Source organism: Peptoniphilus asaccharolyticus DSM 20463 (genome assembly GCF_900176115.1).
In the GTDB taxonomy this organism is placed as follows: domain Bacteria; phylum Bacillota; class Clostridia; order Tissierellales; family Peptoniphilaceae; genus Peptoniphilus; species Peptoniphilus asaccharolyticus.
Genome location: NZ_FWWR01000011.1, coordinates 209,783 through 230,069, shown reverse-complemented (window position 1 = coordinate 230,069; position 20,287 = coordinate 209,783). Strand labels below are relative to the sequence as shown.

Annotated in this window: 16 protein-coding genes, 2 tRNA genes and 2 pseudogenes; 4 read left to right on the top strand and 16 right to left on the bottom strand. The window is 32.0% G+C overall.

The features are described from left to right. Positions 1-27 precede the first annotated feature (27 nt). Positions 28-435 carry a zinc ribbon domain-containing protein gene (locus tag B8869_RS08880; RefSeq protein ID WP_084231273.1) on the bottom strand — a complete coding sequence of 136 codons (408 nt, stop codon included), beginning with the start codon at positions 433-435 and terminating at the stop codon, positions 28-30. Positions 436-574: 139 nt separating this feature from the next. Between B8869_RS08880 and B8869_RS08875 the strand changes: the two genes are divergently transcribed. Further along, a tRNA-Leu gene (locus tag B8869_RS08875) sits at positions 575-658 on the top strand. Between the two features lie 141 nt (positions 659-799). Then, positions 800-883, top strand: a tRNA-Leu gene (locus tag B8869_RS08870). A 207-nt stretch (positions 884-1,090) separates the two neighbouring features. Here B8869_RS08870 and B8869_RS08865 read toward each other — a convergent pair. After that, positions 1,091-1,950: pseudogene (locus B8869_RS08865) on the bottom strand (ISL3 family transposase). Between the two features lie 113 nt (positions 1,951-2,063). Further along, the gene (locus B8869_RS08855) at positions 2,064-2,288 is read right to left on the bottom strand and encodes a transposase family protein (protein ID WP_084231270.1); all 225 of its coding nucleotides are present in this window, start codon (positions 2,286-2,288) and stop codon (positions 2,064-2,066) included. A 180-nt stretch (positions 2,289-2,468) separates the two neighbouring features. Here B8869_RS08855 and B8869_RS08850 point away from each other — a divergent pair. Next, a pseudogene (locus tag B8869_RS08850) lies at positions 2,469-3,453 on the top strand (IS30 family transposase). Positions 3,454-3,595: 142 nt separating this feature from the next. Here the strand turns inward: B8869_RS08850 and hydA are convergent. The 10 genes from hydA to B8869_RS08800 all read right to left on the bottom strand — a co-directional run bounded on the left by hydA (position 3,596) and on the right by B8869_RS08800 (position 13,715). After that, positions 3,596-4,972, bottom strand: a complete 1,377-nt coding sequence (gene hydA, locus B8869_RS08845) for a dihydropyrimidinase (protein WP_084231269.1) — start codon at positions 4,970-4,972, stop codon at positions 3,596-3,598. Between the two features lie 5 nt (positions 4,973-4,977). Beyond that, complete coding sequence (locus tag B8869_RS08840; protein WP_084231268.1) at positions 4,978-6,441, bottom strand: NCS1 family nucleobase:cation symporter-1; 1,464 nt, start codon at positions 6,439-6,441, stop codon at positions 4,978-4,980. Positions 6,442-6,674: 233 nt separating this feature from the next. Further along, a complete protein-coding gene (locus tag B8869_RS08835; RefSeq protein ID WP_084229742.1) occupies positions 6,675-7,661 on the bottom strand; it encodes an IS30 family transposase in 987 nt (328 codons plus the stop codon). Positions 7,662-7,803: 142 nt separating this feature from the next. Next, positions 7,804-8,163, bottom strand: a complete 360-nt coding sequence (locus tag B8869_RS08830) for an arsenate reductase family protein (protein ID WP_234989822.1) — start codon at positions 8,161-8,163, stop codon at positions 7,804-7,806. Beyond that, the gene (locus B8869_RS08825; RefSeq protein WP_084231267.1) at positions 8,120-8,644 is read right to left on the bottom strand and encodes a hypothetical protein; all 525 of its coding nucleotides are present in this window, start codon (positions 8,642-8,644) and stop codon (positions 8,120-8,122) included. Before B8869_RS08825 ends, B8869_RS08830 begins: the two co-directional genes overlap by 44 nt. Continuing rightward, on the bottom strand, positions 8,622-8,885 hold the full coding sequence (locus B8869_RS08820; RefSeq protein WP_084231266.1) for a YfjL-like protein: 264 nt from the start codon (positions 8,883-8,885) through the stop codon (positions 8,622-8,624). The genes B8869_RS08825 and B8869_RS08820 overlap by 23 nt, the downstream gene beginning before the upstream one ends. Positions 8,886-8,949: 64 nt before the next feature. Beyond that, positions 8,950-11,445, bottom strand: coding sequence for an ABC transporter permease (locus B8869_RS08815; RefSeq protein WP_084231265.1), 2,496 nt, complete (start codon positions 11,443-11,445; stop codon positions 8,950-8,952). Continuing rightward, the gene (locus tag B8869_RS08810; RefSeq protein ID WP_084231264.1) at positions 11,446-12,105 is read right to left on the bottom strand and encodes an ABC transporter ATP-binding protein; all 660 of its coding nucleotides are present in this window, start codon (positions 12,103-12,105) and stop codon (positions 11,446-11,448) included. 96 nt (positions 12,106-12,201) lie between these two features. Next, on the bottom strand, positions 12,202-13,074 hold the full coding sequence (locus B8869_RS08805; RefSeq protein ID WP_084231263.1) for a sensor histidine kinase: 873 nt from the start codon (positions 13,072-13,074) through the stop codon (positions 12,202-12,204). Beyond that, entirely contained in the window at positions 13,062-13,715 is a 654-nt protein-coding gene (locus tag B8869_RS08800) for a response regulator transcription factor (RefSeq protein ID WP_084231262.1), read from the bottom strand. Before B8869_RS08800 ends, B8869_RS08805 begins: the two co-directional genes overlap by 13 nt. A 214-nt stretch (positions 13,716-13,929) precedes the next feature. On the opposite strand from B8869_RS08800, the gene lepB reads away from it, so the two are divergent. Then, complete coding sequence (lepB, locus tag B8869_RS08795) at positions 13,930-14,454, top strand: signal peptidase I (RefSeq protein WP_084231261.1); 525 nt, start codon at positions 13,930-13,932, stop codon at positions 14,452-14,454. 45 nt (positions 14,455-14,499) lie between these two features. On the opposite strand, the gene ssnA is transcribed toward lepB, so the two are convergent. The 3 genes from ssnA to dpaL all read right to left on the bottom strand — a co-directional run bounded on the left by ssnA (position 14,500) and on the right by dpaL (position 20,242). Continuing rightward, positions 14,500-15,825: a putative aminohydrolase SsnA gene (gene ssnA / locus B8869_RS08790; RefSeq protein WP_084231260.1), complete on the bottom strand. Its 1,326-nt coding sequence runs from the start codon at positions 15,823-15,825 to the stop codon at positions 14,500-14,502. Between the two features lie 44 nt (positions 15,826-15,869). Further along, positions 15,870-18,896: a putative selenate reductase subunit YgfK gene (gene ygfK / locus B8869_RS08785; protein ID WP_084231259.1), complete on the bottom strand. Its 3,027-nt coding sequence runs from the start codon at positions 18,894-18,896 to the stop codon at positions 15,870-15,872. Between the two features lie 143 nt (positions 18,897-19,039). Further along, positions 19,040-20,242 (bottom strand): diaminopropionate ammonia-lyase, encoded by a 1,203-nt coding sequence (gene dpaL, locus B8869_RS08780; RefSeq protein ID WP_084231258.1) that lies wholly within the window; start codon positions 20,240-20,242, stop codon positions 19,040-19,042. Positions 20,243-20,287 lie beyond the last annotated feature (45 nt).

Sequence of the window (20,287 nt, the reverse complement as noted above, 5' to 3'; positions counted from 1 at the left end):
TTATTTTTATAAAAAGTATATTGTTAACTAAGTTCTTGTATTGAATTTTGTTCCACACTTTTTACACTTAACTACAATCTTACCTTTCTTTTTAGGAACTCTCAACTCCTGTTTACAACTTGGACATTCTATGTATTTATAATCTCTGTCAGATACGTTGTTTTTTAATCTCTTAAATGGTTTTCTAATCGAAGATGTTATATCTAAAAATTTTCTATTTTCTTGATATCTAGCACTCAAATCCTTAGAAAGACTCCTATAATAGACAATCACCACCAATATCACTGCAAGAACTTCTGAACCTTGAAATCTATATGCAAATCTGTAAATTAATCTTTGGATTATAAAAATGATAAGCAAAAACTTATTCAGCTCATCTATCCCATAAATGGCGGCGTATCTTCCCCTCATAAAGTTTATAAATTTCTCTTTCACTATTTCACCTCTTTGATGTATTATAACACTTATCCAAGCATTAAAAAAATTTTCCCTAATTTTAAAAAAATATAAAAAAATGCTTGACCTAGTTGTGATTTTTATGTATAATGATTCTTGTCGTTAAGGCAAAACTCATGCGGGAATGGCGGAATTGGCAGACGCGCTAGACTTAGGATCTAGTTCCAATGGAGTGGGGGTTCAAGTCCTCTTTCCCGCACCATTTATACTCACTATGAGTGAGTTATTTTTTTACTCAATTTTAGTAACATTTTTTGATATGAAATTGAATAAAAAAATAAAAAACACTTGACCTAATCTTATAATTTAGGTATAATAATTCTTGTCTTCAAGACAAACTCATGCGGGAATGGCGGAATTGGCAGACGCGCTAGACTTAGGATCTAGTTCCAATGGAGTGGGGGTTCAAGTCCTCTTTCCCGCACCATTTATACTCACTACAAAGTGAGTTATTTTTTTTTGCTCTATGTCAAATATTGGGGAGACTCGTTAACTCGAGTCTCTTTCTTTATGTAAAAATGGGCACATAGACGCTAATAAAGATATCAAAACTAAAATAGCAAAAAACAACTAAAAATAAGCATAGCAAATAAAACCCCTAGGGGTTTTGCAAATTTTCCCGTTTTCCTAATCTCTACTTACATGAAAACATAATTCTTTTTCTAAACAAGTCAAAATTTCTCATACCAAAACAATTTCTTTTTAATGTTTTTATCTTTGTATGAGTTCCTTCAAGAGGTCCATTTGACCAAGAGTAATCAAATGAATTACATATTTCTTCAAACCAGTTATTAAAAGAAGTGATACAAGATTTAAATTCTTTTAATTTTGATTCATCTGCTCTTTTTATCCATTCTCTTAAAGCTTTTTTAGCTCTAGTTTTGTTTGGCTGACTAAGTACATACTGGTACCCACAGGGCACACAGTAGAACAATTCTTTTAACTTGTATGCTTCTTTTAATTCCTTGTTAAGTTCAATCATAAGTGATACTTCATTAGCTTGTTCTGAAGTTAGCTTAGAGGCAGGTTTTGTAATTAAACTCTTACTTCTTTTAAAATATTTCCTAAGCTTTGATGATACATCCTTTTGTATTCTCTTTCTAACATTTTCTAATGCCCAGGATACTTGTCTTATGAAGTGGTACCTATCTATGATATGTATTGCGTTTTTAAAGAATGATTTCTTAACTGATTTAAATGTTTTAGACATATCACTTACAAAAATTTTACTTCGTTTCTTTCTTTGTTTGGTATCTTTTCAAAGTACCCATACAATGTATTCTTATCTCTTGATGGTAAGATATCTATGATAGAGTGTTTAGATCCATCAAGAAGAGAAGTCTGATACCTGTTATTACCACTATCACCTTTAAATTCGTCTATACATAATACTTCTGATAGCCTATCTCTAGAAGCACTTAAACAATTTAAAATTCTTAATACTGTGTTTGAAGAAACATTATACCTATTAGCAATAGAAGATATAGAATACACCTCATCAAACTCAGAAACAATAGACAAAAACAAGTCTATTGGTCATAGTATGACCTTTGGCAATAAAATCAAGATTCCTCTCAAAACGAGAACCACAAGACTTACAATCATATCTAGTTTTCTTTTAAGAAAATCAAAGATTTCTTACCTCGGATGTGAGTATCCCTAATCTTTTGAATTCTATGATCATGAACCCAAATCTTTTTAGAACCACAATGAGGACAAATAGACATCTTAGAAACAGAAGCGTGAACATTAACAAAATTATTACTCTCATCAACTCTATCAAAAACTACATCTTTAAAACCAAACAAATTCATGATATTATTATTTTGCACTTATATGCACCTCCAAGCTTTGTTGTTGGTTACTTAAAGTTTAGGAACTAAAAGCGTATAAGTGCTAATTTTTTTGCAGATAATTTATCATAACAAGTGCAACATAAATAAACTCATAGCTAATCAGCTGTGTTAATATGTAAGTGACCAAACAAAACATATTAAAAGGAGTGATTAACTATGAGCTATAACCATCTTACCATAGAAGAAAGATCTTGTATTTACCAATTTTTAAATTTAGGAATGAGTATAAGGAAATTGCACAAGCACTTAAAAGGTCACCTAGTACAATATCTAGAGAAATTAAAAGAAATTCATCTAAGATAAAGTTAGTAGGGGAAGTTACACTAAGTACTTTCCGATAAAGGCAAATGATAAATATATTGATAGAAGAAAAGACTGCCATAGAAAAAGTAAATTTTCTAAAGATGTTATTGATTATTTAACTGTAAAGATTAACGAACATTGGTCCCCTGAACAAATATCAAATAGAAACACAAATGAGATTCATGAATTACCATCTACATCAACGATATATAGAATGATACACGCCAAAGAGCTGCCAAAAACTAGTATGAAAAATTTGAGAAGAAAAAGCTAAATTTAAAAGGCCAGAAGAAAAAAGAGGAAAATTCAATGATAAAGGTAGAACAATTAAGAAAGACCTAAAGAGATATACAGAAGGCAAGAATTAGGCCACTGGGAAGCAGATACAGTGGAATCAGGCAGATTAGATCATAAAAGGAAAAGTAGATGTTGTTTCGTAACTTTAGCAGAAAGAAAATCTAGATATTATATAGCAATCCTAGTTGAAAATAGAAAGTCGGAAAGCGTAACACCAGCAATAATAAATGCATTAAAAGATTATCCAAAAGAATTAGTAAAAACAATAACCTTTGATAGAGGTAAAGAATTTTCAGAATTTGAGAAAATAGAAAAAGAATTAGGATGCAAAACTTATTTTTGTGATCCCTATTGTGCATGGCAAAAAGGTACAAATGAAAATAGTAACGGACTTTTGAGGGAGTTTTATCCTAAGGGTATGGATTTATCAGAAGTGAATATTGATGAATTAAATTATAACTTAAGTTTAATGAATAATAGACCTAGAAAATGTATAAAATATAAAACACCTAAAGAAGAACTTTTTGGTCTCTTACCATAGGTGTTGCATTTGATTTGACAATTCGTCTGCATAAAAATATCTGTTAGGGATTTACTCCCCAACAGATATTATAGAGCCTTTTTTTGCCCAAATTTAATTTACACATAGAAAAAAGTCGGCGTAAACCGACTTCTCTTTTACTTTAGTTATCTCTATTTTTTCTATGGATAAATTTTCCGTATCCCTTTTCACCTTTGAATTCACCATCCTTAGCTACAAGCTTTCCCCTTGAAAATACTAAATGAATTCCGCAGTTTACTTCCAATCCCTCATAAGCATTATAATCACAAACAGAATGTTGAGTTGCCACGCTTATCTTTTCGCTCCTATTCGGATCAATTACCATAATATCTGCATCTGTATTTAAATCCAAACTTCCCTTTTCAGGATACATTCCAAATATCTTTGCTGAATTTGTGCTCACAACTTTTACAAAAGTATTTAAATCAAATCTGTCCTTTAAGACGCCTTCAGAAAATAAAATTTTTATTCTTTCCTCTACTCCAGGTGCTCCTCCAGGTGCATTGGTAAAATTCTCTATTCCCTTTGACTTTTCAGTTTCATATATGAACGGACAGTGGTCAGTTCCAACAGTTACCACGTCGCCATCTTTTAATCCGTTCCACAATACCTCTTGGTCACGTTTCTTTCTAAGAGGCGGTTGCATTAAGTACTTTACACCCTCTTTAGCTCCATTTTTTGAATACACTTCATCCGTCAACATCAAATATTGAGTGCAAGTTTCTGAATAAACTTCATCTCCCATTTCCTTAGACAATTTTATCCTATCAACAGATTCCGCCGCAGAAGTATGCACAATATAAACAGGTACATCCACAAGTTTCGCTAAATTCAACAATGTGTCAACAGATTCCGCCTCAGCTTCATTAGGTCTTGTGGATGGAAAATATTTCACATCAGTTTTTCCAGCTTTCATTGCCTCGTCAATTAAGTATCTTGTTATTAAGTCATTTTCACAGTGTATAGTTAACAAGCCCCCAGAAGTTTTCATTTGCTTTAGAATCCTGTAAAAATCAATATCAGTCATTGCGTATCCATAAGTTGAATAAGCTTTAAATGATGTTATCCCTTCATTTCTAACAATTCCATCTAACTCTTTTAAAATATCATTATCCACATGTTGAATAACTCCATGGAATCCATAATCCACAACTGATTTCTTCGCAAGTTCTCTATATATGTCGATAGAGTAGTGTAAATTCGCTCCCTCAGGTCCAAAAGCAATATGATCTAATATAGTTGTTGTTCCACCAACTGCTGCTGCAACTGTACCAGTATAGAAATCATCCGCTGATCTATATTGAGGAGATTGTTGAAGCTCCATGTGAGTGTGTGGATCAATTCCACCAGGCATTACATACATTCCCGTTACATCATACACTTCATCAGCTTCATCATACTTTCCTATGCCAATTATCTTTTCATCTTCAATAAGTAAATCGGCCTGTATAATCTCTTCTCCCGTTACGATTGTTCCATTTTTTAAAAGCTTTTTCATGTCTTCTACCTCCTATTATTAATAAGTTTAACATATAAATAATAAACTATTCCTGTTACTGTTAGTCCATAAACATATGCATTATTAAATATAAAATTCAACTGTGGTATGTTTCTACTAACAAATATAATTGTCGTAAAGATAACAAATAATATTATTACTGGAATATTCCATCCTTTACTATAATAATATTTACCTCCATCAATTCTATATGCATCAACCATATCTATCTCTGTCTTATGTTCAAATAAATATGCTACTAAATATATTCCCGAAATAGGTCCTAATAAAGCTCCTAATAATTGAGTTACATTAAATATCAAATTATATGCACTAGACAAACTATCCCATGGTCTTGCAAGCAAAGCCAATGCTGCTGTTAAAATTGCAACATACTTATATTCAATCTTTCCTTTTATAAAAGTAGCAATAATATTTACTGGAGGTATTAAGTTACCTGCGACATTAGTTGTTAAGACAGCCATTATTATAAATACAGAAAAAATAATTCTTATTAAAACGCTATCAAAATTCCCAACTAATATTGCTGGTTCCCATATTTCTTTTCCAAAAGCTAGAAACCCTCCTGCGGTGCCACATATTCCTACAAAAGATATATACCCTGTCATAATAGGAGCACTTATAATTTGACCAATACTTTGTGCCCTTTGATTAACACAGTGTCTTGTAAAATCTGGCATAGAAAGAGCAATTCCTCCATCAAAAGCAATCATAGCAGAAAGTGCAGGCCAGAATAAACTCCAAAAACTAATATCTCCTTTTGCTTTTAGTACTTCAACATTTAATAATGTGTCCAAACTCCAGTTTGCTGTATTCAATCCCCATATAATAACAATTAAACTTAATACTAATAATATAGGTGCTGAAATTCCTTCTAAAACTTTTACTGCCTTACTTCCAGATGCTGCTATATATACATTTATGATCCAAAAAATAATAAATGATATAAATTGTGAAGTAAATCCTAAATCTTGCCATGATGGATAAATAGTATTAATTATAATATGTACGGCTTGACCCCCTATCCATGCTTGTACTCCAAACCAAAAAATTCCCAATATGCCTCTTATTATTGATGGGAATATCATTCCTTTTGTTCCAAACACTAATTTGCTTAACATTGGATAATTCATCCCATATTTAGTTCCAAAATGCCCTAGTGCTATTGCAACTCCCATTACAATAGTATGTCCTAGAACAATTGTAACTAATGCCTGTACCCAAGACATTCCAGAAACAAGAAGACCACTTGCTACTTGATAAACTGCTATTGATACTATCATACCTATCCAAAGATTGGATATATCTTTAGTATGCCAATCTCTATCTTTTGATGATATAGGTTTACTTATTTCATTGTAGTCATTTTTAAACCTTTCAATAGCAATAATGCCTTCTTCTGTTAAATCATATACATCTCCAACTTTAACTTGTAGTTCTTTCATCATATCCTGAATACTCCTTTCCTATATTTTAAAATCGTTTTCATAATTAATACAACCATTACCTATTTATCTTATACCTTCTCAATTCACCTCTTATTTCGAGAAGTTATTATTGTATTAATTAATTTTGATTATATTTTATCACTTATTGATTAGATGTCAACATTCAAAAATTATAATTATTCTCAATAATTATCGATTTTTATACAGACGAATTGTCAAATCAAATGCAACACCTATGGTAAGAGACCAAAAAGTTCTTCTTTAGGTGTTTTATATTTTATACATTTTCTAGGTCTATTATTCATTAAACTTAAGTTATAATTTAATTCATCAATATTCACTTCTGATAAATCCATACCCTTAGGATAAAACTCCCTCAAAAGTCCGTTACTATTTTCATTTGTACCTTTTTGCCATGCACAATAGGGATCACAAAAATAAGTTTTGCATCCTAATTCTTTTTCTATTTTCTCAAATTCTGAAAATTCTTTACCTCTATCAAAGGTTATTGTTTTTACTAATTCTTTTGGATAATCTTTTAATGCATTTATTATTGCTGGTGTTACGCTTTCCGACTTTCTATTTTCAACTAGGATTGCTATATAATATCTAGATTTTCTTTCTGCTAAAGTTACGAAACAACATCTACTTTTCCTTTTATGATCTAATCTGCCTGATTCCACTGTATCTGCTTCCCAGTGGCCTAATTCTTGCCTTCTGTATATCTCTTTAGGTCTTTTCTTAATTGTTCTACCTTTATCATTGAATTTTCCTCTTTTTTCTGCTGGCCTTTTAAATTTAGCTTTTCTTCTCAAATTTTTCATACTAGTTTTTGGCAGCTTTTTGGCGTGTATCATTCTATATATCGTTGATGTAGATGGTAATTCATGAATCTCATTTGTGTTTCTATTTGATATTTGTTCAGGGGACCAATGTTCGTTAATCTTTACAGTTAAATAATCAATAACATCTTTAGAAAATTTACTTTTTCTATGGCAGTCTTTTCTTCTATCAATATATTTATCATTTGCCTTTATCGGAAAGTACTTAGTGTAACTTCCCCTACTAACTTTTATCTTAGATGAATTTCTTTTAATTTCTCTAGATATTGTACTAGGTGACCTTTTAAGTGCTTGTGCAATTTTCCTTATACTCATTCCTAAATTTAAAAATTGGTAAATACAAGATCTTTCTTCTATGGTAAGATGGTTATAGCTCATAGTTAATCACTCCTTTTAATATGTTTTGTTTGGTCACTTACATATTAACACAGCTGATTAGCTATGAGTTTATTTATGTTGCACTTGTTATGATAAATTATCTACAAAAATAAAGGACGTGTAAACGCCCTTTAAACTTTAATTATATTTCTTTCCACTCTTCTTCTTTAAACCCAACTAACACTTTAGACCCCTTAACTAAAATCGGTCTCTTAACCAACATACCATCAGTTGACAATAATTTATATTGTTCATCTTCCGACATATCTTTTAATTTATCTTTTAATTCCATTGAACGATACAATTGTCCTGATGTATTAAAAAATTTCTTTAGTGGCAGTCCACTCATTTCATGCCATTTTTTCAACTCTTCCAAACTTGGATTTTCTTCTTTTATATCTCTGTAAGTGTATTCTCTATTTGTCTCTTTTAAGAACTTCTCCGCTTTCTTACAAGTGCTACATTTTGGGTAACAAACTACTAAAATCTGGTCTTTCATCATTCAACTCTCCTATACTAATAAATGCTTTTTCAACTCGCTCATCTAAACCATCTCTATAGATATCTTCATATCTAAAATTCTCAAGTCTATACCATTTAGACTTACCGTCTTCTTCTCCCATAATATCCATGTTTATAGAACTAAATTCAACTCCCGCCTTTTCAAATCTGTCTTTTACAGATAATAACCTAGTCGAAAAAGCTTGTGCATTTAATTCATCAACTTCTGCATAGTATACAACTACTCCATATTTTCTACCCAATTTTTTAACATCATATTCTCTATCTTTTTCAAGTTCAAACTTTTCACCATCTAAAGATATAAGCTGATTTGGCCCTTTATTTCTAAAAAACATAATTATTTTAGGCCCTTCAAAAATCGATCTGTTTTCAATTCCTACTAAATTTCTATATTCATACTCTAATTCAGGAATCTTATTAAACTTTTTTTCTTTATATTCATCGTATATTATTTTTTTCATCGTCTATCTCTATTAAAAAATATAGACTTTCTTTCTTCTTAGATTGTATTCCAGCTGTATATGCTCCAGGTTTGTTGTAAAATATTTTTCTGACATACATTTCGCCTTTATATTCTTTTTCTACATAGTCTTCTACAAACTTTTTATTTTTATACATTGCAATAGGATTTCCATTATTCATATAATATAAAATTGAAATTACCACTAAAATTAAAGCTATTGTATTTTTATTCTTATACATAAAATCCTCCTATATAGTAGTCAATTCCTTTTAACTAATACTACCATATAGGAGAGCTTTTGTACTAACTTCTATTTATTCTTTCTATTAAACTATTTTTTCTCTGCAAATTATAAAATAAAATTGTAAATGCAATTCCTATTAAAATATTTGCTGTGTTTATATATAGTATTGGCTTTAAACCAAATCTATATGTCGTCCATGTAGCAGAGTTTATAAGTTTCTCTAAAATAAATTTATCCAGCACCACTTTTAATACAATAGATAATATAAATCCGTTTAAGGAATACATCAAACTCTTAACTACCAAATAATACTGACTTTGCTTTTTAGTCATGCCAAGTGCTTCAAAAACTGCCAAGTTAGATTTGTTCATAACGATATCAGTTGAAATTATATTTATAAAGTTTAAGACTCCTATTATAAATAAAATACTAGCTATAGAATATCCGGCAAACTCAATCATGTCTTTGAACTTGACTAATGAATCTATCTGTCTCTGTCTTGAATCGTATTGAAAATCAGAATTCAATTCCAATTCATTTAACAAGCTATTCATTTTGTCTTGCTCAGAATTCTCAACATCAAATCCATAAGACATTATTTCAGAACTTCCAAACAGCTCTGTATACACATTTGAGCTTAGATAGATATATTCTTCGTTTAGTTCTTTCTCTCCGCCACTATTTTGGTAGTTTCCACTTTCAAACACCACTTTTCTATATCTCAATCCATTTGAAAAATCGTGTCTTATCTTTCCAAGCACTTCAACTTCTATTTCTTTACCATCAAAATTTATTAGTAATCTATCTCCTACGTTTATCTTTGACTTATACGCCGTTTGTTCATCTTCGCCAACATAGGCATACTTTCCCGTATCCCATTTAGTTTGGTTCAACTCTCCATCGATTAGGCTTTGCTTATTCAAAATGTAATCATCCATTCCAAATATTATTGGATTACACTTTACTCCGTCTATCTTTAATTTAGGATAATCAAATCCACTACCGTAAGAATAAATTGCTCCTCCCTCTTTAAATGAGCTTTCACTTTTAATTTTTTCAATATACTCTCTATTCAAGCTTTCTTCGGAGCCAAGGTACATATATCTAAAATACCTAGGATTTGCAACGTTGTAATCAGTCCTAATGACATCCGAAACTCCCTTTTCCATATCTATGCTCTTAGTATACAAGAACACACTGTTCAAAATCACAGCCGATAGTGAAATCGATAGTATAATTGATGCAAACCTTATTTTCTTAGAAAAAACCTGTCTCATTGCAAGCTTTGCAATTGAAAATTTATTACTCTTAACTTTCTTTATCTCAAACTTTTCTTGAAATTTAACCGAATCTATCGGTGAGATTTTAGAAACTGCCCTAACCGGCTTTAAGCAAGATATAAAGACTGTTATTAGAGAAAATATCGCTGATAGCACCACTATAAAAAGCATTAGCCTTGAACCTATTTTTATATTTGCAAGCATTTCATTTGATGACAAAACTTTTTCAAGTAGTTTAGAACCCAAATTTATACCAACAAAATTTCCCACGACTATTGCCGGAACAGATAGATATATGCCTTGTTTGTTTACAACTTTTCTAATCTGTCTACTAGTCATCCCAACAGTTTTCAACAATCCATATACCTGTATATCTTGGATTATGCCTATCATAAAAATATTACTTATCAATAGATATCCCGCTAACATAACCACCAAAATCAAAACTACTGTCGGCACTACTAATTCTAAAAAGTCAAAATTTGAATTGTTAGAAAAATATGCAAAGTTCACCCCAATTCTAATGGTATTTCCATGTGTATTGTCCTCTAAATTTTCTATTACTTCATATCCATTTCTATTTGCAACTCTCGTCAGTTTATCTTTGATTCTCCATGAGTTTGAAAAATTAACACCCATTTCGTTGTTCCTATCCGGCAAATCTACACTCTCTACATAGTCCTTGGACACATATACTTGCCCTATCTGAACATTACTATCTATTGGCTGAGTATACGTTCCAACAACCCTAAAAGTTGCTTTTTTGTGCCCCAAAATTTCACTCGTAGATTTTTTAATTATATCAAAATCAATTTGAATTTCCTCTCCAAGCTCTCCACTATATCCCAAAGCTTTGAGAGTTTGAGTATCTACAAATACTTCATCTATATTTTGCGGATACCTCCCCTTTACATTTTCAAATATAGACCACTCCATCCCCTGTTCATCTTGATATGACACTTCAGCATAAATTTTGTTTTTTTGCATGATGCCAACCATAGTTCTCTTTGAAAAACTTATAATTTCCTTGTCTTTTGAAAGAATTTCTATATCTTCATCTGTAACATCTTTAAAAGCCCCATGACTTATAGTGCCTATGCTCTTCATGGTTTGGAATTCCATGCTCTTTTCTATTCCAAACACCACTAAAAACAGTGTTGTAAATAAAATACAAGTCAACATAATTGCCAAAATTGTAATCTTGGTTCGACCTTTGTTGTTCTTAATTATATTTTTTGAGACTTTGTGTATGTATGAATTATTACTAACATTCATTTATTCCACCAATCTTCCGTCTTCAATTCTCAAAACTCTACTCGCTCCTTGCGCAATTTCGTCATTATGAGTAATCATTAGTATAGTGTTTCCGAATTCTAAATTAACTTTCTTAAGTAGTCTTAAAACTTGTGATGAAGATTTGGAATCTAAATTCCCCGTTGGCTCATCAGCTAAAATTATAGCTGGCTTGGCAACCAAAGACCTAGCTATTGCAACTCTTTGTTGCTGGCCACCCGACAATTCATTTGGCATCTTATACAACTGGTCAGAAATTTCCAATACACCAACTATTTCTTCGACCGACTTTTTGGAAATCTTCTCTCCGTCTAACCCCACCGGCAACACTATATTTTCATAGACATTCATCATTGGAAGCAAATTATAATTTTGGAAAATAAAACCTATATTTCTTCTGCGAAAAATTGTCCTCTCATCATCTTTCATATTGTATAAATCCACATCATCTATAAAAACTTTTCCATCGGTTGGATAATCCAACCCACCTAATAAATTCAAAAGAGTAGTCTTTCCGCTCCCTGAAGTGCCTACTATAGCTACAAACTCCCCTCTGTTTACCTCTATGCTGACATCGTCCAATGCTTTTATAGTTATATTCTTTTGTTGATAATATTTTTTTAAATTCTTTGCTGTAAGCATATAATCCCTCCCAACAACATAGTAACAAATCAATCTTACAACTTACCCACACCAATTCTAACAATTTTGTAAGAATTAAAAAAAGATTCCCCCAATTTACACAGGGAAATCCACACGAAAAGTTGTCTTATAATCTTTTGACTCCACACTTAAAATTCCATTTTGCTTTTCAATAATTTCTTTGGTTATAAACAGACCCAATCCAAGTCCGTCTTTACGTCTTGAGTTATGCCCTCTATAAAACCTTTGAAATATTTGAGTCTTCTCCATATCATTTAAATTTTCCGAGTCATTAGTTATGTCCAAATTATAAAATATATGTGATTTAAAGAGCCTTATAGCTATTCTGCCACCATTGGGAGAATATTTAATGGAATTCTCCAACAAATTATGTATGGCTTCTTTGGTCCATCTCCTATCCAATTCCACAGCCATAGATTCTTCTTCCAAATTCACCTCTATATCTTTTTCCAATATATTTTGCTCCAACTCTTTTAAAACTTCCTTGACCAACTCATCTAAATAGACATTTTCTCTTCTAAGCTTTATCATATCCGTTTCAAGCCTCGAACTTTCGACTAAGCTGCCTATTAGAAAATTCAGCTTATGTATTTCCGACTTTAATACCTCGATATATTCTTCACTATAATTCTTCTCCAACAATTCTAAATACAACTGCAAATTAGCAAGTGGAGTTTTTAGTTGGTGCGATATATCTGAAATTAGAGCCTTAGTCTTTTCTTTTTCTATATTTACTTTTTGCTCTCTAACTTGGTTTGAATTTATAAATTTTATTAACAGGCTTTTTAATTTTGAAATTTCTCTCTCATCATATTCTGTGCATATCTCTTTACCATCAATTGCATTATTTAGAGTTTGCAAAAAACTTTTAAGCTCTTTTCTCATATCCAAATTAGTTTTAAACAAATAAATTGAAAGTCCGAATAATATCGCTATTAATATTTCCATTTATAACCAACTCCATAAACTGTCTCTATAGGATTTTCTGGTTCTAATTTTTTTCTAAGCCTATTTACATTCACACTCAATGTATTCTCATCTATAAAACTTTCATTTGTAGACCATATCTTGTCCAACAACATTTCTCTTGTGACTATGTCTCCCCTAGCTTGAATTAGATAATATAGAATTTTTTCTTCTGTAATGGTCAAATGAACTCGCTCAGTTTTTACTGTATACTCGCCTCTGTTAAAATCAAATTTCATCTCACCAAAAGTAAATTGGTTGTTTCTCTTTAAATCAATCCTCTCCAAAATCCTTTCTATCTTTGCAAGTAAAATTCCTAGAGAAAATGGCTTTGTAATATAATCATCAGCTCCCATTTGAATAGCTGTTACTATATCCATCTCCATATTTCTCGCTGAGAGCACTATGATGGGTTGGTCATTATGCTTTCTAACTTGCTCTATTAAATCCAGTCCGTCTCCATCAGGCAAATTCATATCTAATATAATCAAGTCACTCTTGCTCACGTGCTCCAAAGCACCTTGTATTGAGTCTGCAGTAAAAGTCCTATAGTTATCTTTTAACGCCAACATGAGCCCTTTATTTAAATTTTTATCATCTTCTACAATCAATATACTCTTCAAATCTATCTTCCTTTTAATTTCAAATATCTACACGAGCGTTCTCTCTATTAGTCACATTATACTAATTAAATTTCTTAATTAAAAGTTGCTGATACATTAACATGATTTTATTTTTTTAATTCTTTTCCTATCTTATTTGTAAATTTGATAAATTAAATAATATGAGATATTATCTTTTAAAGATTAAAAATAAATTTTAACTTCGGAGGTGTCTATGGATAAATCAAAAGAAAAAATCATTTCTCAAAAGACTGTTATAAAATACTTAATTTTATTTGCAGTTATCACCTTGATTAAGTTTACTCTCTTTAATTTTTCAATAGTAAAAGGGGCAAGCATGGAGCCTACTTTAAAAGAATCTGACATTACATTAGCTGCAGTTCAAGGCTATTTATTCAATGAAATAAACAGAGGAGACATTGTCATACTAAATGCTCCAGATGGTTCTGGAAAGCTATACATCAAAAGAGTTGTAGGTATTCCGGGTGACAAAATAAAAATAGAAGGCACTAAAACATTTATAAATGACTTGTTAATAGAAGAACCTTATGTAAATAAATCTTATGAATTGGAAAATAATTATTTAGAACTGACTTTAAAACCTGATGAATTCTTTGTAATGGGTGACAATAGAAATGTCAGCGAAGATTCACGAGCTTTCGGGCCTGTATCTAAAACTGAAATTAAATCCGTTGTAAAGCAAGTCTTTAAAACTTCCATTATAAAAAATATTTTTTAACACAAAAATAGCTGTAAGTGTATCTTACAGCTATTTCTATTTAGATTACATTTGTGGCCAAATTTTAGCGGCTCTTTCTCTTGATTTCGCCATGATTTCAGCAGTGTCTACATTTAAGATTTCTCTGCCTCTCATTACGAATTTACCATTTATCATGTTATCTTGTACTATTCCACCATTGAATCCAAATAGTGAATGTCCATACCAAGAATTTGCATTTAGTGGAGTTAATGGATCATATTTTAATGTTATTAAGTCTGCATATGCTCCTTTTTCTATAACTCCCAATGGCTTGTTGAAATATTTAGATAGGATTATTGGATTGTTCTTGAATTGCATATTGATTGTTTCCATAAATCCTACTGTTGGATCGCATAGGTGGTGAGCTTGTAGTATGTTTGCAACTTTCATAGATTCAAACATATCGTTTGTGTATGCATCTGTTCCAAGTCCCACAACTATTCCCTTGTCTAACATATATTTTACAGGAGGACATCCTACTGCATTGTTCATGTTTGATTCTGGGTTGTGTACTACATTTGTGTTTGTAGCTTTTATAATGTCAATTTCTCTTGGGTTTGCATGCACGCAGTGAACTGCAAGTGTTCTTTCACCAAGTATATCAAAGTCGTGTAGTCTTTCTACAACTCTCTTGCCATGTTTTTTAAGTGAGTCGTATTCATCTTCAATACCTTCAGCAACGTGGATATGGTATCCATCGTAAACACCTTCCATAGCTTCTCTTGCCTTGTAAAGTGTATCATCTGAAATTGTAAATGAAGCATGCATACCGAAAAGACCTTTTATCATGTCGCCATTATTGTCTTTTTGACAAGCTTTGATAAAGTCTACATTTTCTTTAATTCCCTTTAGGGCTATTTCTTTTCCGTCTCTGTCTGAAACTTCATAGCATAGTGAAGTTCTAATTCCAAGTTCTTTTGCAGCTTCAGCTATTGTGAATAGTGAACCTGTAACTGAATTAGGACCTGCATGGTGGTCTATAAGTGTTGTAACACCATTTCTAATTGACTCGATATATGTTGTGTAAGCATTTAACTTAACATCTTCTAAAGTAAGTTTTTTATCAAGTGCCCACCATAGATTTTCAAGTACTGTAAAGAAATCAACTGTTGGCTTGCTTACTCCCATCCCTCTTGCGTATGCACTATAGATATGTGAGTGAGCACATATCATACCCGGCATTATTACATTGCCTTGTACATCTACTATTTCTTCTTCTGGGTAAGCTGCTTTTAAATCTTCAAAATTTCCAACTTCTTCAATGATGTTTCCTCTTACTAAAACTGCTCCGTTGTCATAAAAATTATTTTCAGCGTCATTAGTAATTAATTTACCATTACCTATTATCATTGTCTTCACTCCTTTTTAAATAGAACCTGTTTACTAATCTCTGATTAATAAACTGTTGGCTCGACATAATATCCGTATTCTTTTAAAAGACCTTTGATGAAGTTTTCTAAGTTGTCAGAAATCTTGCCATCTCCTAATTCGTGTTCTATTATATTTCCATTTTCAGCTCTTACTAAGAAAGTATTTTCTCCTGTTCTTAAGAAACCTACATTTGTTGAATCTTCGAAGTCTTCTCTAGTCCAGAATAAAGTTATCTTATCTTTGTATGGTTTTCCAGCGTGTGGACAGAATACAGCACAGTTTCCACATTCATTACACATACCATCTACGTGTACGATTTGGTGTTTGTTTTCATATCCTTCTAAGTTTATTGCAACATTAGCTCTGTTAGGACATACTTCTGTACAAACTTCACAGATTTGGTCACACTTCAAGCAACGGTTACCTTCTTTATTTCCTTCAAGAATATTTTCAAGTATACCTCTCTTTTCGTATACTACCTTATCTTTTTCAGGTACGATAAATCTTTCGAAGTCATTATCTAAACCTTCTTTTTTAAGGATATCAAGAGCTACTGTCTTAGCATCTCCCATACCTTTTACTATTGTTGAAGGACCTTCTTTACAGTCTCCTATTATATATACATTTTCAATATTTGACTCAAGAGTTGGAAGTAGTTTCATTCTTCCTCTATCATCCATATTTACTCCATTTTCTTTAAATGGTGCAAGGTCTACTTTTGCTCCTGTAGCTCCGATTACAGTATCGAATTCTAATTCTACGAACTCTCCAGTTCCAACTACTGCTTTTCTTCCGGATGCGTCAAACTCTCCAAGCTTCATCTTTTCACAAGTTAAAGTTTTGCCATCATATTTTACAGGCGCAGTTAATTCCATAATTTGAATTCCGCTTTCTTTAACTTCTTCAACTTCTTCTTGAGTTGCTGGCATGTAAGCTTCTGTTCTTCTGTATACTAACACAGCTTCAACGCCTTGTTTATGAGCAAGTCTTACACAGTCCATAGCAACGTCTCCCGCTCCTACAACTGCAACCTTATTACCTAAATCGAATCCATCTTCCATTCTCATCTTCCATAGGAAATCAAGAGCGTCAGTGATGTTTTCTGTTCCCTCTTTTACTGGTGAAGAACCTTTTTCCCATGCTCCTGTTGCCACGATAACATAGTCATATTCTTTCTTAAGTTCTTCATAGCTTTGAGTAACTTCTGTATTAAATCTAAATTCAACACCTTGAGCTTTTGCAATCTTGAAGTCTCTTTCTATCATTTCATCTGAAATTCTGAATTCTGGTATGATGTGGCTTACAATACCATAAGGTTTTGAAAGTTTTTCAAATACAACTACATCCACACCATTTCTTCTCAAGTATGACGCTGCTGCTATACCAACAGGGCCCGCTCCGATTACAGCTACTTTCTTATCTGATTTAATATCAGCTTTTTCTATAGTCTCTATAAATTTATCTTGAGCATTATCAGCTGCTATAAGCTTCATATCTTTGATTTGAAGTGATTTTTCATAGTCAACTCTTGTACAGTGAGTTTGGCAGTGATGCGCACAAATTGTACCTAAAATTGTAGGCGCTGTATTGTCATTAGCTATAACCTTCATAGCTTCGTCATATCTTTCTTCTGAAACTAATTTTAAATACTCTGGTATTTGTTGGTTGATTGGACATCCACCATCTTTACATGGAGCTTTAAAACAGTCTACTAAAGGAAGTTCAGATTCAGTCTTTCTTGATTTAACTTTTTCTCTGTATAGCTTGTTGTTTTGTGGATCTTCAAGCACTTCTTTTGCATATCTTACGATATAGTCTACGTCGATATCTTTATATTCTTTAGCTAAAAGGTCTTCTGAAACTTCTGCAATTTGTTTAAATCTTGGGTATCCACCTGGTTTTAAAATTGTAGTAGCCATTGTGATAGGTTGAACACCTGTCTTTAATAAATCTCTAATGTTTAGAGCATCAGCTCCACCTGAGTAAGACATTGGTAATTTGCCATCAAACTCTTTAGATAATTTTGCAGCCAAGCTTACAGTCAATGGATATAGTGAACGACCTGACATATACATTTCTTCTGATGGAAGTTCATTTCTCTTTACATCAACTGGGAATGTATTTGTAAGTTTTAAACCAAATGCTTTTTCTTCTGATTTTGCAAGTTTTTGTAATCTCTTAAACATTTCAATTGCATCAGCATATTGAAGATCGTCTTTGAAGTGGAAATCTGTAAATGCAATGTAGTCAAATCCCATTTCATCTAATGTGTTTCTTGCAAACTCATATCCTAAAAGTGTTGGATTACATTTAATGAATGTGTTTAATTTCTTTTCAGTTAATAGATAGTTGGCAATGCTTTCTATTTCAGCAGCTGGGCATCCGTGTAGAGTTGAAAGTGTTATTGAATGACAAAGTTCAGGAGATATATTTTCAACATCTTCTGTTGTAAATGCTTTAAATTGTCCAATATTTTCTTTTAAATATTCTTTACATTCTTTGAAGATTGCAGTTTCAGAAGCATTCTTTAATCCTTCTATGTAGTTGTCTATTTTTTCAGATTTGATACCTTCAAGGTCATATCCTACAGACATGTTATACATAAAGTCTTTTTTGTCTGCGATTCCAAGTTCTTTAGCTAATACTTGAATTGCAAAATAAGCTTTAGTATATTCGTTAAACGCTTCTTGAACTGTTAATTCTGTTGACCATTCACAGTTGTAGCATTCATCTTCTGCCCATATACAAGGTCTGCCTATAGCTTGTTGGATTTGTTCTCCGTCCATAACTTGAACAGTCTTTACTTCTATAAATCTTGAACCTGTTAAGTATGAAGCTATTATATTTTGTGCTAATTGCGAATGTGGGCCTGCAGCAGGACCTACAGCACTTGCTATTTCATCTCCAAAAACTGTTTTTAAATAGTTTCCGCTTGTATTTCTATAAAATTTGTCTTTGTGTACTCCGAAGATTGTCTCTTGATTTTTAAATTCTTCTAAACTCCACTCAATAAGATGTTTAAACGAAATTGGTCTCATAAATTCACTCATAATTATCCTCCTATGACTTTTAATGTACTGAAAACATTTGTAATGTTACAAATACAATTCCTAAATTTTTCCTACAAATATTACTTTGAGAACTCACGCACAGCGCAAGTCCTCACATTAAATAATTACAAAGTATTTAGCCATTATAGACTAGGGTTTTGACCATCCCAAACTATTCTTCTATATCCTTCTTTATCAGTATCTCCTTCTGTTGAGAAGCAAAGAACTACTGAATTTTCATTTAAACCTAATTTTTCTTTTTCAGCTTTTAGTGACTCATCTGTTAAAAGCTTGTGAACAACACCTGCTGTAACTGCTCCGGATTCACCAGAAATAACCTTAGTATCATTTCCAAGTGGGTTTCCAAGTAGTCTCATTCCGTGTGCTGCATATAAATCATCTACTGATAGGTAGAATTTAGCATGTTTCTTTAATACAGGCCATCCAATTGTTACAGGCTCACCACAGTTTAGACCTGCCATAATTGAATCCATATCTCCTTCTACAATGTGAAGCTTTCCATCATCTGCTTTTGCTGTTCTAAATAAGCAGTTTGCTTGATTTGGTTCAACAATTGTAATTACAGGCATGTTATCTTTCATAACATTTGCGAAGTATCCTGTTACTGCTGATGACATTGAACCTACTCCAGCTTGAAGGAAGATGTGAGTTGGCTCTTCTTCTCTTTCTTTTAGCTCTTCATAAGCTTCTTTTGCCATTGTCATATAACCTTGCATAATCCAAGTTGGAATTTCTTCATATCCATCCCAAGATGTATCTTGAACCATTATACCGTTGTTTTCTTTAGCATATTTATCTGCAAGTCTTACACATTCATCATAGTTGTATTCGTAGATATCAGCATCTGAATTTTCTTTTCTAATATTTTCAAGTCTTTCTTTTGCTGAACCCTTTGGCATGAATACTTTAGACTTTTGTCCTAATTGATTAGCTGTCCAAGCTACTCCTCTTCCGTGGTTACCATCTGTTGCTGTAGCAAATGTAACATCACCTAATTTTTCTTTGATTTCTTTTGAAATCATTTTTTCGTATGGAAGTTCGCTAATGTCCATTCCAAGTCTTTGTGCAATATAGTTTCCTATTGCAAAACTTCCCCCAAGTACCTTAAATGCATTTAATCCAAATCTATATGATTCATCTTTTACATTAATTGACTTAACTCCAACTTCTTTAGCTAAATCTTTAAGTTCTACTAGAGGTGTTTTAGAATATTGCGGAAAACTTTTGTGAAATCCTATTGCTTTTTGTGCCACTTCATCATTCACAAAATCAATGTTAACTTCGTTTTTATCTAGTTCTAATTCAACTAAATTAAATTTATCCATCGTTTACCTCCTAAACACATCGCTTTATCAAATCAAATCAAATTA